The organism is Stenotrophomonas sp. P5_B8 (assembly GCF_054049855.1).
Genome location: NZ_JBFULO010000060.1, coordinates 1 through 14,711 on the forward strand (window position 1 = coordinate 1; position 14,711 = coordinate 14,711).

Genomic DNA, 14,711 nt, shown 5'->3' on the forward strand with positions numbered 1-14,711 from the left:
CGTGCACAGCGGTTGCTCGCATTGCGTTGAAGTGTTGTACGGGCAGACCGGGTATTCCTCGGTGGTACCGGGATAGCGGTCGAAGCCGAAATTTGGAAGGTACTCATAGGTCCAATTCGCCGCAGGCATCCCCTTGCCCTGCAGGGTCTTGCTGCGCAGTGTCAATGTGTAGGCGAAAATGGGATAGATCGGAACGTCGTCGGTCGGATCGTTGCCATATCCCCAGTAGGGCGGATTGCTGCCCACCGTTGTCACGTTGCTGCAGGTCAATGGCACATGGCTGCGTCCATGCGGCTGCAGGTCCACCGTGAACGTAGCAACCGCGCCAGACGGGTGAACGACGGTGCCGGTGAGGCTTTCGATCGGGTTGCCGACGTTGCCGATCGACGGCGCAAGGATCTGCTCCGAACAGGTACGGAAGATGTCAGTCGGCAGGACCACCGAGCCGACCGGAAATCCGTCGCCGTTGAGGGGTGGCGTTTCATACTGGGGCACCGGGTGTTCGATGCGCGCCGTCGCAAAATCCAAGAACTGAATATTCCACGCACTTGAGTCAGGCAATTGGACCCGGGTCAGGGTTTTGTAGATTCCGTCAATGGTGTACTGCCAGGTGCGTACGCCGTCGTTGACGGAACTGACAAAACTGCCGGTGTAGTTGATGTTCAGTACGCGGCCATCGCTGGATGCAATGCGGGTCAGCCTTGCCGGTTGGTTCCATGCGTTTGCATAGGTGTACTCGACAGCGTTGCCGAAGCGGTCTTCTACCCGTGTGGCGTAGAGCGCATTGTGTCGACGGTTCAGATACGTCGAATAGGGTGACCCGGTATTCGGGCTGTAGCCGACTACCTGCCGCACCCGACGATCGGAGTTCTGCGCCATCCAATCGAAACGATATTTGGTCCCGTCCGGCGCCAGTGCAATAAACCCCTCCCCGTCGCCATTGCGGATCGCCGCCAGACATGCCACTTGGATCTGCCCGGAGCTGTTCCATGGATAAGACGCTCCATCGGCAGGCGCGGGAGCGTTGACAGCCCGCCGCAGCATCTCTCCACCGCCCGGGACGTTGAGCGTCAGCCCCTGCCAGAAGTCGGAACGCTGATGACGAATCGGCACAGGCGGCAGGGTGGCCGCCGAGCACCGGCGGCCAGGCTGCTCACCGGTATTGATCCAGTCCGGGGCGAACACGCCGCTGATGTTAGGGGCATCGATCTGCCAGTCGGCCAGCATGCCGTCGTTGATGGTGTCCTTGCGATCCTTGACGGAGTACCGGCGCCTCAACTCTACCGGCAGCGCATTGTTGCCAGGGACGCTCACATCCACTACCGAGAAAGCCAGACCGCCGTCGGACAAGCTGACCTCATCGCCCATCAGCGTCGGCCCGAGAGCCTCGACCCTGCTACTGGACGGCAGTCTTCGGTCTAGTTCATCCCAGGAGAAGTTGGCCTCGCTTTGCGCCTTCGCCCCCAGCGGCGCAAAGGCAAGGATCGCCACCAACCCTGCCGCCACGCACTTCCACACTGCACATCCTAGGTGAGCCATCCCTGTCCTTGGATTCACGCATGTGAACGAAACGTGAACTTACGCTATCAGCGCGTTCCGGTGCAAGTGAGGCACGTCTCCATTCGAGTAATCCCCAGCAATGACGAAGGGCGCCCTCCGGCGCCCTTCGTATGTCGACACTGCCGCTTTGGCCTCAGAACTCCAGGTTGTCGATCAACCGGGTGTTGCCGATGCGCGCGGCGATCAGGGCCACGCGGGTGCCGTCGTTGGCGTCTGCCGGCTCGGACAGGTCCGGCAGGCGCACCACGGCATAGTCGACCTGGAAGCCGGCCGCCTGCAGCGCGGCGGTGGCCTCGGCTTCGATCAGGCTGCGGGTCTTGCCGGCGATGAAGCCTTCGCGCATGCCCAGCAGCACCTRGTGGATGGTGGTCGACACCGGGCGCTGTTCGGCGTTGAGGTACTGGTTGCGCGAGCTCATCGCCAGGCCGTCGCCTTCGCGGACGATGTCCCCGCCGACGATCTGGATCGGGAAAGCCAGGTCTTCCACCATCTGCCGGATCACCGCCAGCTGCTGGTAGTCCTTCTTGCCGAAGGCGGCCACGTCCGGCTGCACCTGGTTGAACAGGCGCGAGACCACCGTGCACACGCCATCGAAATGGCCGGGGCGATGCGCGCCTTCCAGCAGGCCGCTGATGCCCGGCACGTTGACGCTGGCCGCCAGCGCCACGCCGAACGGATACATCGATTCGACCGTCGGCAGCCACAGCACGTCACAGCCGGCCTGCTCCAGGCCAGTGGTGTCCGCCTCGGGGGTGCGCGGGTAGCGGGTGAAGTCCTCGTTCGGGCCGAACTGGGTCGGATTGACGAAGACACTGGAGACCACGCGGTCGGCGTACTGCCGCGCCAGCGTGACCAGCGAATAGTGGCCCGCATGCAGGTTGCCCATGGTGGGGACCAGCGCGACGCGCAGGCCCTCGCGCTTCCAGCCGTTGACKACGGCGCGCAGGCGGGACAGTTCGGTGACGGTTTCGATCATGAGGCGTAGGCGTGTTCTGCGTCGGGGAAGGAGCCGTCGCGCACGGCGTCGGCGTAGGCACGGACGGCACCGGCGACCGAACCGCCTTCGGCAAGGAAATCCTTGACGAACTTGGGTCGGCGATGGCCGCTGTCCAGGCCGAGGAAGTCATGCAGCACCAGCACCTGGCCATCGCAGCCGGGGCCGGCACCGATGCCGATGGTGGGCACGGCCACGTCGGCGGTGACCTGGGTGGCAATCGGGGTGGGCACGCACTCGAGCACGATGAGCGTGGCGCCGGCGTCGACCGCGGCCTTGGCGTCGTCACGCAACTGCTGGGCGGCGTCGCCGCGGCCCTGCACGCGATAACCGCCCAGACGCAGCACCGACTGCGGGGTCAGGCCCAGGTGCGAGCACACCGGAATCTCGCGCTCGACCAGGTAACGAATCACGTCCAGTTTGAAGCCGGCGCCTTCGATCTTGACCATCTCCGCACCGGCCTGGAGCAGGCGCAACGAGGCATCCAGCGCGCGCTCGGGGGTGGCATCGGCGCCGAACGGCAGGTCGGCCACCAGCAGCGCCCGCTGCAGCACGCGGGCCACGGCGCGGGTGTGGTAGACCATGTCGTCGGTGGTCACCGGCAGGGTCGAATCATGCCCCTGCACCACCATGCCCAGCGAGTCGCCGATCAGGATCAGGTCCACGCCATTGGCATCGAACGCACGCGCGAAACCGGCGTCGTAGGCGGTCAACATCACCAGCTTCTGCCCGTTGCGCTTGGCCTCGGCCAACGCGGGCACGGTCCAGGGCTTGCTGTCTGCGTGGGTACTCATGAGCTGATAACCGGTGGCGATAAGCGGGGCATTATCCCCCTATTGGCGCGATCCCGCAGGCCGGGACCCGCACCACAGCATCCCGCACGCGGCCGTGCCCGGGAATCACCGCATCCGGGGCGATTTCGGCCAGCGGCAGCAGCGCGAAGGCGCGCTCGTGCAGGTAGGGATGCGGCACCTGCAGCTGCGGCAGGTCGATGACCGCCTCGCCGTACAGCAGCAGGTCCAGGTCCAGCGTGCGCGGGCCCCAGTGCACGCCGAGCGTGCGGACCCGGCCGAAGCCGCGCTCGATCGCCAGCAGCGCGTCCAGCAGTTCCGGCCCGCTCAGCGCGGTATCCAGTAGCGCGGCGGCATTGACGAAGGCCGGCTGGTCTTCATTGCCCCAGGCCGGCGTGCTGTACAGCTGCGAGCGCGCCTGCAGCGTGGTGCGCGGCAATGCGGCCAGCGCCTGGAACGCATCGCGCAGGGTCTGCGCGGCGTCCCCCAGGTTGGCGCCCAACCCGATGCAGGCGACGGTCACCGCTTACTCGCCTGCAGCAGTCCCGCCCGGACGGCGGCGGCGACGGCGGCGCTTGCGCGGTGCGCCGTCCTCATCACCCTCGCCCTCGACGTGCGCGGCATCCAGCGCCGAATCCAGCTCGGTGCCGGACTGCAACTGGGCCTCGCGCCAGAACTCCACATCGGCGCTGTGCTCGCTGGAAGCCACTTGGCGCAGTACCAGGAAATCATAGGCGGCGCGGAAGCGCGGATGGGTCAGTGTGCGGATCACGCGCTTGCGCTGGCGTGAGCTGAAACGGCCCTGCAACAGCCAGATCTCCTGCATGGGCAGGGAGAAGCGGCGCGGCAGCGCGATCGTGGTCAGCTGGTGCAGGGTCACCCGGTCTGCGGCGCGGCGTTGCGCCTCTTCCAGCGCGATGCCCTGCTTCTGCAGGCTGGCCAGCGCGCGGCAGAACGCCGGCCACAGCAACAGCGCGAACAGGAACGAAGGCGACACCGGCTCGTCGTTGGCCACGCGCAGGTCGGTGTTGTGCAGGCCTTCGATGACCATCCGGCGCAACGCGCCGCTGCGGTTGCTGCGCAGTGCGGCGGCACTCTCGGGGAACATCACATCCAGCAGGCCGTAACGCTCCAGGCCCTCGAAGCTGGCCACGCCGTGCCCGGACAGGAACAACTTGAGCACTTCCTCGAACAGGCGCGCCGGCGCGGCTTCGGCCAGAAGGCCGGCCAGGCGCGGCAGCGGTTCGCCACTGGCGTCGTCGATCTGGAAACCGAGCTTGGCCGCCAGGCGCACCGCGCGCAGCATCCGCACCGGGTCTTCCTGGTAGCGCTTCTCGGGGTCGCCGATGAGTTTCATCAGGCGCGCCTGCACGTCTTCGAACCCGCCGGTGTAGTCGCGCACCGAGAAGTCCTCGATGGCGTAGTACAGGGCATTGCAGGTGAAGTCGCGGCGGATCGCATCGTCCTCGATGCTGCCGTACACGTTGTCGCGGACCAGCATGCCGTTTTCCATCTCGCGGTCGCCGCTGCCGTCATCGATGTTGGCGCGGAAGGTGGCCACCTCGATGATCTCGCGACCGAACACGACATGGGCCAGCCGGAAACGGCGGCCGATCAGGCGGCAGTTGCGGAACAGCGCCTTGACCTGCTCGGGCGTGGCATCGGTGGCCACGTCGAAGTCCTTGGGGTTGCCACCGACCAGCAGGTCGCGCACGGCGCCACCTACGAGGTAGCCGGCGAACCCGGAATCCCGCAGCCGGTACAACACGCGCAACGCGTTCGGGCTGATGTCCTTGCGGGAGATGGTGTGCTGGTCGSGCGGAATCACGCGCAGGCTGAACGGTGATGTAGCAGAAGAATTGATGTTGGYGCTTCCGGTTGAGTTTTCGGGATTGCCCAATGGCATCTAGGTCCATATACTAGCGCGCTGCGCAGTTCGCGACAAAGCCTGCTCCCTTCGTCTAGAGGTTAGGACGTGGCCCTCTCAAGGCTAAAACAGGGGTTCGAGTCCCCTAGGGAGCACCAGTCGCGGTGCAGAACGACCAGAAACCCCGCTCCGGCGGGGTTTTTGCGTTGCAGGGCCGGCCAAGCTCAGCCCTCCATCTGCTCCAGCTCCTTGCCTTTGGTCTCGCGCACATAGCGCAGCACGAAGAAGATCGACAGCACCGCAGCCACCGTGTAGATGCCGTAGGCACCGGCCAGGCCGATCCCGGTCAGCAGCACCGGGAAGCTGACGGTAATGGCGAAATTGGCGCTCCACTGCGCCGCACCGGCCACGGCCAGCCCCGAGCCGCGGATCTGGTTGGGGAACATCTCGCCCAGCATCACCCACATCACCGGCCCCCAGGACATGTTGAAGAACACCACATAGACATTGGCCGCGATCAGCGCCAGCCGCCCCATGCCGTCGGACAGTTGCAGCCGGCCGCCGTCCAGGGTGCCACTGGCAAACGCCACGGTGACCAGCGCCAGCGACACCGCCATGCCCAGCGAGCCGACCCACAGTAGCGGTCGCCGCCCGATCCGGTCGATCAGCACGATGGTCAGCAGGCAGGCCCCGATGCTGAGCGCACCGGAGAGCACGTTGATCAGCAGTGCGTCGTTCTCGGAGAAGCCCACCGCCTGCCACAGCACCGCACCGTAATAGAAGACCACGTTGATGCCGACCAGCTGCTGGAACACGGCCAGGCCGATGCCGATCCAGACGACGCGGCGCAGCCCACCGGCGCGCTTGTCGATCAGGTCCGACAGCTGCGGCCGGTGCTGGTCGCCGGCCAGGGAACCCTCGATCTCGGCGACCTTGACCCGCGCCTCCTCCGCGCCGTACAGCCGGGTCAGCACGCCCAGCGCCTGCGCATGCCGCCCCTTGACAACCAGGTAGCGCGGGCTTTCCGGGATGCGCAGCAACAGCACCAGGAACAGCGCCGACGGCAACGCCTGCATCCAGAACATCCAGCGCCAGGCCTCCTGGCCCAGCCACAGCGGTTCGGTCGACGCCCCGGCTGCACGCGCCAGCAGGTAGTTGCTGAGGAATGCACAGAACAGCCCGGTGATGATCGCCATCTGCTGCATCGTGGCCAGCCGACCGCGATAGCGCGCCGAGGCCACCTCGGCGATGTAGGCCGGCGACATCACGCTGGCCGCACCCACCGCGACGCCACCGATCACCCGCGCCAGCACGAACAGCGCCGAGCTGTGCGCCGCACCGGCACCCAGCGCCGACAGCAGGAACATCGCCGCGGCGATGATCAGCACCCCGCGCCGGCCGAGCCGATCTCCCAGGCGACCGGCGAAGAACGCACCGAACGCGCAGCCCAGCAGCATCGAGGCCACCTCGAAGCCGATGCCGGCCTGGCTGGACTGGAAGGTCTGTTTGAGCCCGTCGACGGTGCCGTTGATCACCCCGCTGTCGAAGCCGAACAGGAAACCACCGAGGGTGGCCACGCAGCTGATCAGGACGATGAACGCGGTGTTCTCACCGCTGCTGGCGGATCGGGGAAGCGGTGTGGACATGGACGCACCTGGCCGAAGAAAAGGACGGCCGCCCAACCGCGCGACCACGGGATGGCCGCAGCGTCGCACAGGTGTGGGCAGCGACACCATGCCCGCGGTCGGGATCGGCCCGGAGACGACACGTCCTGTCGCGCATACCGCCGATGCCCACGACCCGTTGCCCCCGGCGGTGGCAGAATGCCCGGCCCTGCCGCGAYCCCCCTGCCCTGATGATGCCTGCCGATACCGCCGCCCCCGCCCTGCTGGTCGACAGCCGCTGCACCCACGGCGAAGGCGCGCTGTGGTCACCGCGTCGGCAGTGCCTGTTCTGGGTGGATATCAGCGCGCGGCGGCTGTGGCAGTACGAGGCGTCCATCGGCACGCCCCGCCACTGGCCCCTGCCCGACCGCCCCGGCTGCCTGGCCGAAGGCGAGGATGGCCAACTGCTGCTCGCCCTGGCCGGCTCCCTGCAGCGAGTGGATATCGATGCACCCGATGGCGYGCTGCGCCTGCAGTGGCTGGCCGACGTGCAACCGGAACAGCCCACCACCCGCAGCAACGACGGGCGCACCGATCGCGCCGGCAACCTGGTGTTCGGCACCATGAACGAGGACCCTGCGCGCGAGCCCCTCGGCCGCTTCTACCAGTACAGCACGCGCCACGGCCTGCGCCTGCTGGACCTGCCTGGCGTGGTGATCCCCAACGCGATCTGCTTCAGCGCCGACGGCCGCACCCTCTACTACTGCGATTCGGTGCGGCCGGAGCTGTGGTGCTGTGACTACGACGCCGAGCGCGCGCAGTGCAGCCATCCCCGCCGGTTCGCCCGGCTGGAGGACCCGGCGTGGGAGCCGGACGGGGCGATCATCGATGCCGACGGCAGCCTGTGGAATGCGCAGTGGCGCGCCTCGCGGGTGGTCCGTTACCTGCCCGACGGACGGATCGACCGGATCGTGCCGATGCCGGTCCGCAACCCCACCTGCGTCGCGCTGGGCGGACCGGGGCTGAGCCAGCTGATGGTCACCAGCTCGCGCCTGGACCACAGCCCTGAAGCGCTTGCAGCCGCCCCCTACGCGGGCAGCGTGTTCGTCGTGGAAACCGGCATCGCCGGACTGCCAGAAACCCCGTTCCGCTGGTGATGGGCGCCTGCGGCCGGCCCGGTTGCACCAACAAGTGACATCCAATCCCGCGCCAGCGGCCAACCTGTTCTAGAATTGTCCGGCTTACTGTCGGATCCAGATCCAGCCATGCCTTTTGTCGTCACCGAAAACTGCATCAAGTGCAAACACACCGATTGCGTGGAAGTGTGCCCCGTGGATTGCTTCCATGAAGGCCCGAACTTCCTGGTGATCGACCCGGACGAGTGCATCGACTGCACCTTGTGCGAACCCGAGTGCCCGGTCAACGCGATCTTCCCCGAAGACGACGTGCCCGCTGGGCAGGAAGTGTTCGTCGGCCTCAACGCCGAGCTGGCCAAGGCCTGGCCGGTGTTGACCGTGCGCAAGGACCCGCCTGCCGACGCCGGCGAATGGGATGGCAAGCCGGACAAGCTGCCGCTGCTGGAGCGCTGAGCCACGCCAGCGTGCCGCACTGAAAAAGGGCGCCAAGGGCGCCCTTTTCATGTCCGCTAGCGCCGAGCCATGCTCGGCTAGCCCATCCGGCAGAGCCGAGCCATGCTCGGCTGCGCCGATCCGGAAGCAGCCGAGCATGGCTCGGCTCTACCCGGTTTCCTTATCGCGGCACGCGGCACGGACCCGGACAACGGCCGGGTCCGCACACGCCCTTACGGCGCCAGCTTCGCCTTCAGCTCAGCCAGCAGCTTGGTCGGGGCAGCACCGGTAGCCGGCAGGCCACGCGGGTCAACGGCGGAGATGTACGCGCCGGCTTCCACGCCAACCACGCGCACCAGGAAGTCGCTGCCTTCATAGGCCACATCGTAGGAACCCAGCAGCTGGGCCTTGCTGGCGATCTTCACCCCTGCAATGGCGTCCAGCGCGGTGCCGACCTTGCCGAACGCCTCATCCTTGGTGCCCTGCACGGTGAAACCGGCAGCATTGGCGGCCGGTGCCTGCGTGCCGGCAGCGGCCGGCGCGGGCCTGGCCGACTGCGAGGCCAATGCCGGCACCTGGGCCGTGGCGCTGCCGCCCGGGACGTTCAGGTCCGGCGGCACTTCCAGCGGACGCATTTCCGGCGCGAGCGCGTAGTCGCCCTTCGCACCACGCTTGAAGCAGCCGGTGGTGCCCACGAGGGTGGCGGTGGCCAGGATCGCGAAGGACAGCACGCGGATGGCGGAAACGGATTGACGCATGTGAATCTCCTAGGTTACCACTGTCGATCAGTGGTTGGATAGTGCTTCCAGCGCACCGATGTCGGTGGCCAGGTGTTCGGCAGCGGCGTGATGGGCCGCAGACAGGGACAGCAGCGGCAGGCGAAGCCCGTGGCCGATGCCGATCCGGCGCAGCAGGTCCTTCACCGGGATCGGATTGGACTCCACGCCGCAGAATGCATGGAACGGCTCCAGGCGTGCATCCCACGCCTCGGCCGCGTCGCGCTCGCCGGCCGCAGCCAGGTCGCACATGCGCCGGTAGGCGCCCGGCAAGGCATTGGAGCCCACCGAGATCAGGCCATCGATGCCGGACAGGATCGAGCGTGCGGCGGTGCCGTCATCGCCACTGAGGATGGCGAACGCCGGCGAACGCAGCGCCAGCAGCGCCTGCACGCGGCCGACATCGCCCACCGCTTCCTTGATCCCGACGATGTTGGGATGGGCAGCCAGTTCGGCCACGGTCTCCGGCAACATGTCGCAGCCGGTACGCCCGGGCACGTTGTACAGGATCACGGGCAGACCGCCCTGGTCGGCCACCGCGCGGTAGTGCGCGATCAGTCCGGCCTGGGTCGGGCGCACGTACGGCGGGGTCACCACCAGCGCATGGGTGGCGCCATTGGCGGCCGCGCGGCGGGTCTGCTCGATGGTTTTGGCCGTCCCCGACAGACCGGTACCGGCCAGCACGGCGACGCGTCCGGCCACGGTTTTCACCGCGCTGCGCAGCAGCTGGTCGTACTCGTCGTCGGACAGGGCCGCGGCCTCGCCGGTCGAACCGGCCACCACCACCCCGTGAACACCACCCTCCAGTTGCAGGTGCAGCAAGCGCTGCCAACCGTCGGGATCCAATGCGCCGCTCGCCTGGAAAGGCGTGGCCAGCGCGGTGATGAGACCGGAAAGGGACAAGGAAACGTTGCTCGGAAGAAAGGGGGCACCCCACCTGCGTAAACGCCGGCCGGATGTACTTTGCATGTTACTTGCGGGTCGAAAGCGCGGGCAAGTATGCTGGACTCCGGCGAACGTGCCGTCGTCGGCCGTTCAGACTCACCTTGTATCACCCGGAACCATCTTGACCGACACCACGCCGCGGCCTGCGCCGACCGAAAACCATCTCCTGATCAACGCCTATACGACGCATCCGGAGTCCCCCCTGCTGCCCGTCACCCGGCGTATCGCCGACAGCGGCTGCAACCTGGTCGATGCCCGCCTGTCCACGGTGGGTCGCGATGTCTCGGTGACCGCCCTGGCCACCGGCTCGTGGGACTCGGTGGCAAAGCTGGAAGCCATGCTCACCCGCCTGGAGCGCGAGGAAGGCCTGAAGCTGGTCTGGTACCGCACCGGTGCCAAGCAGGCGCAGTCCAACCTGCTGCCCTACATCGTGGAAGTGATCGCCGCCGACAAGCCGGGCATCCTGTTCCAGCTGGCCGATTTCTTCGACCGCCAGGGCATCACCATCGAGAACCTGCAGAGCACCCGCTACCGCGCCATGCAGACCGGGGCGGAAATGTTCTCCGCGCAGGTCACCATCGGCGTACCGGCGAACATGCACATCGCCGCGCTGCGCGACGATTTCCTGGAGTTCTGCGACCACCTGAACCTCGACGCGATCATGGATCCGATGAAGTTCTGATCTTTCGCGCGTTCGTCACGGGCGCGCGATGTTTCATGCAGGTGTGATGACGCACGTCTGTAACAGCTTTGCCCCAGGCTCCGGAAAAAGGACCTCATGAACATCGGCGACACCCTGGACAGATCCACCCTCGATCTCCCGCTGGCACTGTCCGGCGGTGAAACCACCACCCTCGGCACGCTCGCCGGCCAATGGCTTGTTCTGTACTTCTATCCCAAGGACAGCACGCCAGGCTGCACCACCGAAGGCATCGACTTCAACGCGCTGCTCCCGCAGTTCACCCAGGCCGGCGCCCGCGTGTTCGGCGTCTCCCGCGATTCGGTCAAATCCCACGACAACTTCTGCGCCAAGCAGGGCTTCGCCTTCCCGCTGATCAGCGATGGCGACGAAGCGTTGTGCACCGCCTTCGATGTGATCAAGCTGAAGAACATGTACGGCAAGCAGGTGCGTGGCATCGAACGCAGCACCTTCCTGATTTCGCCCGACAGTCGTATCGTGCAGGCGTGGCGCAAGGTCAAAGTGGCCGGCCACGCAGACACCGTCCTTGAAGCCCTGAAGGCCGCGAAAACCCAGTGATCAATCCGGCACCCCCCATGGCCATCACCCTGCCCCGCAGGTCGTGATGGCTTGTCCCTGTTCTGCCACCAGGAATTGACGATGACCCGAGGCAAGCGCATCTACGTACTGGATACCAACGTGCTGATGCACGATCCGACCGCGCTGTTCAAGTTCGAGGAGCATGATGTCTACCTGCCGATGCAGGTGATCGAAGAGCTGGACAACGGCAAGAAGGGCACCACCGAGGCAAGCCGCAACGCGCGCCAGGTCAGCCGTTTCCTCAATGAGCTGGTGCAGGCCTCGGGCCTGGACAACCTGGCCGATGGCATCCCGCTGCAGCGCCCGAACGGGTTGCAGCTGCGCGGCAAGCAGAGCGTGGGCCTGCTGCGGTTCCAGACCAGTCATTTCGATGCGGGCAAGAGCTTCGGCGCGGTCATCCCGGACAACGCCATCCTCGGTGCGATCCTGGCGCTGAAGGAACAGGTGCCCGAGATCCCGGTGGTGTTCGTCTCCAAGGACATCAACCTGCGGATCAAGGCGGCCATCGCCGGGATCGTGTCCGAAGACTACGAGAACGACCGCGCGCTCGACGATTTCAGCCTGCTCTACACCGGCGCCACCGAGCTGCCGGAAGATTTCTGGAAGAAGCACACCGACAACCTGCGCAGCTGGAGCGACAAGGGCCGCACCAGTTACGAAATCATCGCCAGCGAAGACGAGAACTGGCATCCCAACCAGTACGCCTACCTGCCCGGCGAGGATGAAGTCGAACTGCGCGTGGCCAAGGTCGACAACGACAAGATCACCCTGTCGCTGGTCAACGACTTCCGCCACGGCAGCCACGCGGTGTGGGGCATCAGCGCGCGCAACCGCGAACAGAACTTCGCGCTCAATGCGTTGATGGACCCGGAGATCGACTTCGTCACCCTGCTCGGCACTGCCGGCACCGGCAAGACCCTGCTCGCGCTGGCCGCCGGCCTGGCCCAGACGATGGACCAGCAGCGCTATCGCGAGATCATCATGACCCGTGCCACGGTCAGCGTCGGCGAAGACATCGGCTTCCTCCCCGGTACCGAGGAAGAAAAGATGACCCCGTGGATGGGCGCGCTGACCGACAACCTGGAAGTGCTCACTCACACTCAGGAAGGCGGTGCGTGGGGCCGTGCGGCGACCAACGACCTGATCGCCAGCCGGATCAAGATCCGCTCGCTGAACTTCATGCGCGGCCGCACCTTCCTGTCGCGTTACCTGATCCTGGACGAAGCACAGAACCTCACCCCCAAGCAGATGAAGACCCTGATCACCCGTGCCGGTCCCGGCACCAAGATCGTCTGCCTGGGCAACGTCGAACAGATCGACACCCCGTACCTGACCGAGACCACCTCGGGCCTGACCTACGCGGTGGACCGCTTCAAGAACTGGCCGCACAGCGCGCACGTCACGCTGCGCCGTGGCGAGCGTTCGCGCCTGGCCGATTACGCCTCGGAGGTGTTGTGAACCATTCCCTGTCCCGTGCCGTCCTGCCGCTGGCGCTCGCCGCGCTGGCGGCCGCCTGCACGCCTGCCAATACACGACCGGGCGCCAGCGTCCCGACCACGGTCAAGACCGGCCAGTCCTGGGTGGTGACGCGACCGATCGTCGCCGCCCAGGTCCTGGACACCTGCTCGCGCGACAGTCCCGGCCGCGAGGCCGGGCGGGTCACCGGTTACTGGGCGCCCAGCCGCAAGGAGGTCGAACAGCTCGAAGCCCAGCTTCCGTCGCTCGACGCGCAGGTGCCCAAGGCCGCCGATTTCGACCGCCAGTACGTCGGCATCGAAATGGACGGGCGCAAGCTCATCTATCTCAACGCGTTCCACCTGCCCGACGCTGCCGACATCGATCCGGCCCGCGAGGCCATCCGGGTCTGCGACGGCGGCGCGCAGTTCTGGGGTGCGGTGTTCGACCCGTCCAGCGGCAGCTTCTCCGAGGTGCAGTTCAACGGCCCGCCCGCGGGCCGTTGAGCATGCGTTGATCGTGTCGTGAACCTTCCCGCGAACGCCGGATGAGCATCCGGCTGCCCACCTGGGTGTGGATCGGCGCGATCGCGTTGTCGTGCGTGGCCGGCATGGTCAACGTGGTCGGCTTCCTGGGCTTCGAACACCAGGCCGTCAGCCACATGACCGGCACCACCAGCCAGCTTGGCATGGCCCTGGCGCAGGGTGACTGGCGCGTGGTCGGGCACCTGTGGGCCCTGCTGATCGCGTTCTGCCTGGGCGCCATGCTCAGCGGCATGATCGTGCAGGACAGCGCGCTGCAGCTGGGCCGTCGCTACGGCGTGGTGCTCACGCTGGAATCGCTGTTGCTGCTGGCGTCCATCCCGCTGTTCAAGCAGCAGCAGATCTGGGGCGCGCTGGCCGCCGCGATGGCCTGCGGCCTGCAGAACGCCATGGCCACCACCTTCAGCGGCGCGGTGGTGCGCACCACCCACCTCAGCGGCATGTTCACCGACCTGGGCATCGGCCTGGGCCACCTGCTGCGTGGCCTGCCGCTGCCGATCCGGCGCCTGACCCTGAGCGGATTGATCGTCAGCGGTTTCCTTGCTGGCGGTGTGATCGGTGCGTGGCTGTTCCTGCGCGTCGGCTACGACGCCCTGCTCGCCCCGGCACTGCTGACCGGCTGCACCGGCCTGGGCTACGTGCTGTACCGGCCATGGGCGTGGCTGCGCCGCCCGTGAAGCGCGCCGGTGGCAAACACTGCACAATCGCCGCATGAGCCCCGCTTCCAGCCCCGTCTCCGCCCTGACCATCGCCGGCTCCGATTCCGGCGGCGGCGCAGGCATCCAGGCCGATCTCAAGGCCTTCGCCGCGCACCGCGTGCATGGCCTGTCGGCGATCGCCGCCCTGACCGCACAGAACACCCGCGGCGTCACCGCCGTGCATGTGCCGCCCCTGGACTTCCTGCAGGCGCAGATCGATGCCTGCTTCGCCGATTTCGATATCCATGCGGTGAAGCTGGGCATGCTGGCCAATGCCGAGGTGATCGGCCTGGTCGCCGACGCGCTGGAAAAGCACCGCCCACCGCACGTGGTGCTGGATCCGGTGATGGTCGCCACCAGCGGCGCCAGGCTGCTCGAAGCCAGCGCAGTGGAGGCGATGCGCACGCGCCTGATCCCGCTGGCCACGCTGCTGACGCCCAACACACCCGAAGCCGAACTGCTGCTCGGCCGTCGCATCATCACCGCCGAGGATGCCGAAGATGCCGCCGACGCGTTGCTTGAACTGGGCGCCGGCGCGGTGCTGCTCAAGGGCGGCCATCTGGACGAAGGCAGCCGCGTGATCGATCGTTACTTCGACGGCGTCACCCGCGAAGAGTTCATCCATACCCGGC

Annotated in this window: 15 protein-coding genes, 1 tRNA gene and 1 pseudogene; 9 read left to right on the forward strand and 8 right to left on the reverse strand. The window is 66.8% G+C overall.

Annotated elements, in window-relative coordinates:
- The 5 genes and pseudogenes from ACXJKH_RS05485 to pcnB form a co-directional block, all read right to left on the reverse strand.
- A pseudogene (locus tag ACXJKH_RS05485) lies at positions 1 to 1,491 on the reverse strand (hypothetical protein); the annotation flags it as partial.
- Between the two features lie 202 nt (positions 1,492 to 1,693).
- On the reverse strand, positions 1,694 to 2,536 hold the full coding sequence (gene panC, locus ACXJKH_RS05490) for a pantoate--beta-alanine ligase (protein WP_457318587.1): 843 nt from the start codon (positions 2,534 to 2,536) through the stop codon (positions 1,694 to 1,696).
- Positions 2,533 to 3,348 (reverse strand): 3-methyl-2-oxobutanoate hydroxymethyltransferase, encoded by an 816-nt coding sequence (gene panB / locus ACXJKH_RS05495; RefSeq protein ID WP_256774091.1) that lies wholly within the window; start codon positions 3,346 to 3,348, stop codon positions 2,533 to 2,535. The genes panC and panB overlap by 4 nt, the downstream gene beginning before the upstream one ends.
- 31 nt (positions 3,349 to 3,379) lie before the next feature.
- The gene (gene folK / locus ACXJKH_RS05500; protein ID WP_457318588.1) at positions 3,380 to 3,868 is read right to left on the reverse strand and encodes a 2-amino-4-hydroxy-6-hydroxymethyldihydropteridine diphosphokinase; all 489 of its coding nucleotides are present in this window, start codon (positions 3,866 to 3,868) and stop codon (positions 3,380 to 3,382) included.
- A gap of 3 nt (positions 3,869 to 3,871) precedes the next feature.
- Positions 3,872 to 5,245 (reverse strand): polynucleotide adenylyltransferase PcnB, encoded by a 1,374-nt coding sequence (gene pcnB, locus ACXJKH_RS05505; RefSeq protein WP_457318596.1) that lies wholly within the window; start codon positions 5,243 to 5,245, stop codon positions 3,872 to 3,874.
- Positions 5,246 to 5,295: 50 nt separating this feature from the next.
- Between pcnB and ACXJKH_RS05510 the strand changes: the two genes are divergently transcribed.
- A tRNA-Glu gene (locus ACXJKH_RS05510) sits at positions 5,296 to 5,370 on the forward strand.
- A 66-nt stretch (positions 5,371 to 5,436) separates the two neighbouring features.
- On the opposite strand, the gene ACXJKH_RS05515 is transcribed toward ACXJKH_RS05510, so the two are convergent.
- Positions 5,437 to 6,858, reverse strand: coding sequence for a sugar porter family MFS transporter (locus ACXJKH_RS05515; protein ID WP_457318589.1), 1,422 nt, complete (start codon positions 6,856 to 6,858; stop codon positions 5,437 to 5,439).
- Positions 6,859 to 7,070: 212 nt separating this feature from the next.
- Between ACXJKH_RS05515 and ACXJKH_RS05520 the strand changes: the two genes are divergently transcribed.
- Both ACXJKH_RS05520 and fdxA read left to right on the forward strand, forming a co-directional pair.
- Positions 7,071 to 7,973, forward strand: a complete 903-nt coding sequence (locus ACXJKH_RS05520; RefSeq protein ID WP_457318590.1) for an SMP-30/gluconolactonase/LRE family protein — start codon at positions 7,071 to 7,073, stop codon at positions 7,971 to 7,973.
- Between the two features lie 108 nt (positions 7,974 to 8,081).
- The gene (gene fdxA / locus ACXJKH_RS05525; protein WP_108764771.1) at positions 8,082 to 8,405 is read left to right on the forward strand and encodes a ferredoxin FdxA; all 324 of its coding nucleotides are present in this window, start codon (positions 8,082 to 8,084) and stop codon (positions 8,403 to 8,405) included.
- Positions 8,406 to 8,617: 212 nt separating this feature from the next.
- On the opposite strand, the gene ACXJKH_RS05530 is transcribed toward fdxA, so the two are convergent.
- Together ACXJKH_RS05530 and dapA are read right to left on the reverse strand one after the other, a co-directional pair.
- Positions 8,618 to 9,142, reverse strand: a complete 525-nt coding sequence (locus ACXJKH_RS05530) for a hypothetical protein (protein ID WP_457318591.1) — start codon at positions 9,140 to 9,142, stop codon at positions 8,618 to 8,620.
- A 27-nt stretch (positions 9,143 to 9,169) separates the two neighbouring features.
- Positions 9,170 to 10,063 (reverse strand): 4-hydroxy-tetrahydrodipicolinate synthase, encoded by an 894-nt coding sequence (gene dapA / locus ACXJKH_RS05535; protein ID WP_457318592.1) that lies wholly within the window; start codon positions 10,061 to 10,063, stop codon positions 9,170 to 9,172.
- A 163-nt stretch (positions 10,064 to 10,226) separates the two neighbouring features.
- On the opposite strand from dapA, the gene ACXJKH_RS05540 reads away from it, so the two are divergent.
- The 6 genes from ACXJKH_RS05540 to thiD all read left to right on the forward strand — a co-directional run.
- Positions 10,227 to 10,787 carry a glycine cleavage system protein R gene (locus ACXJKH_RS05540; RefSeq protein ID WP_256774098.1) on the forward strand — a complete coding sequence of 187 codons (561 nt, stop codon included), beginning with the start codon at positions 10,227 to 10,229 and terminating at the stop codon, positions 10,785 to 10,787.
- 96 nt (positions 10,788 to 10,883) lie between these two features.
- Positions 10,884 to 11,363 (forward strand): peroxiredoxin, encoded by a 480-nt coding sequence (locus tag ACXJKH_RS05545; protein ID WP_457318593.1) that lies wholly within the window; start codon positions 10,884 to 10,886, stop codon positions 11,361 to 11,363.
- Between the two features lie 81 nt (positions 11,364 to 11,444).
- Complete coding sequence (locus ACXJKH_RS05550) at positions 11,445 to 12,842, forward strand: PhoH family protein (protein WP_256774100.1); 1,398 nt, start codon at positions 11,445 to 11,447, stop codon at positions 12,840 to 12,842.
- Positions 12,839 to 13,345: a hypothetical protein gene (locus ACXJKH_RS05555; protein ID WP_457318594.1), complete on the forward strand. Its 507-nt coding sequence runs from the start codon at positions 12,839 to 12,841 to the stop codon at positions 13,343 to 13,345. Before ACXJKH_RS05550 ends, ACXJKH_RS05555 begins: the two co-directional genes overlap by 4 nt.
- A 41-nt stretch (positions 13,346 to 13,386) precedes the next feature.
- A complete protein-coding gene (locus tag ACXJKH_RS05560; RefSeq protein WP_256774101.1) occupies positions 13,387 to 14,058 on the forward strand; it encodes a YoaK family protein in 672 nt (223 codons plus the stop codon).
- Positions 14,059 to 14,092: 34 nt separating this feature from the next.
- Positions 14,093 to 14,711 (forward strand): bifunctional hydroxymethylpyrimidine kinase/phosphomethylpyrimidine kinase (thiD, locus tag ACXJKH_RS05565; protein WP_457318595.1); only part of this gene is annotated, 619 nt, incomplete at its 3' end.

Bases quoted from the DNA above. Each gene is read 5' to 3' on its own strand.
- panB (WP_256774091.1), bottom strand. From the start codon at position 3,348: ATGAGTACCCACGCAGACAGCAAGCCCTGGACCGTGCCCGCGTTGGCC.
- ACXJKH_RS05560 (WP_256774101.1), top strand. From the start codon at position 13,387: ATGAGCATCCGGCTGCCCACCTGGGTGTGGATCGGCGCGATCGCGTTG.
- fdxA (WP_108764771.1), top strand. From the start codon at position 8,082: ATGCCTTTTGTCGTCACCGAAAACTGCATCAAGTGCAAACACACCGAT.
- ACXJKH_RS05530 (WP_457318591.1), bottom strand. From the start codon at position 9,142: ATGCGTCAATCCGTTTCCGCCATCCGCGTGCTGTCCTTCGCGATCCTG.
- ACXJKH_RS05550 (WP_256774100.1), top strand. From the start codon at position 11,445: ATGACCCGAGGCAAGCGCATCTACGTACTGGATACCAACGTGCTGATG.
- ACXJKH_RS05545 (WP_457318593.1), top strand. From the start codon at position 10,884: ATGAACATCGGCGACACCCTGGACAGATCCACCCTCGATCTCCCGCTG.
- ACXJKH_RS05515 (WP_457318589.1), bottom strand. From the start codon at position 6,858: ATGTCCACACCGCTTCCCCGATCCGCCAGCAGCGGTGAGAACACCGCG.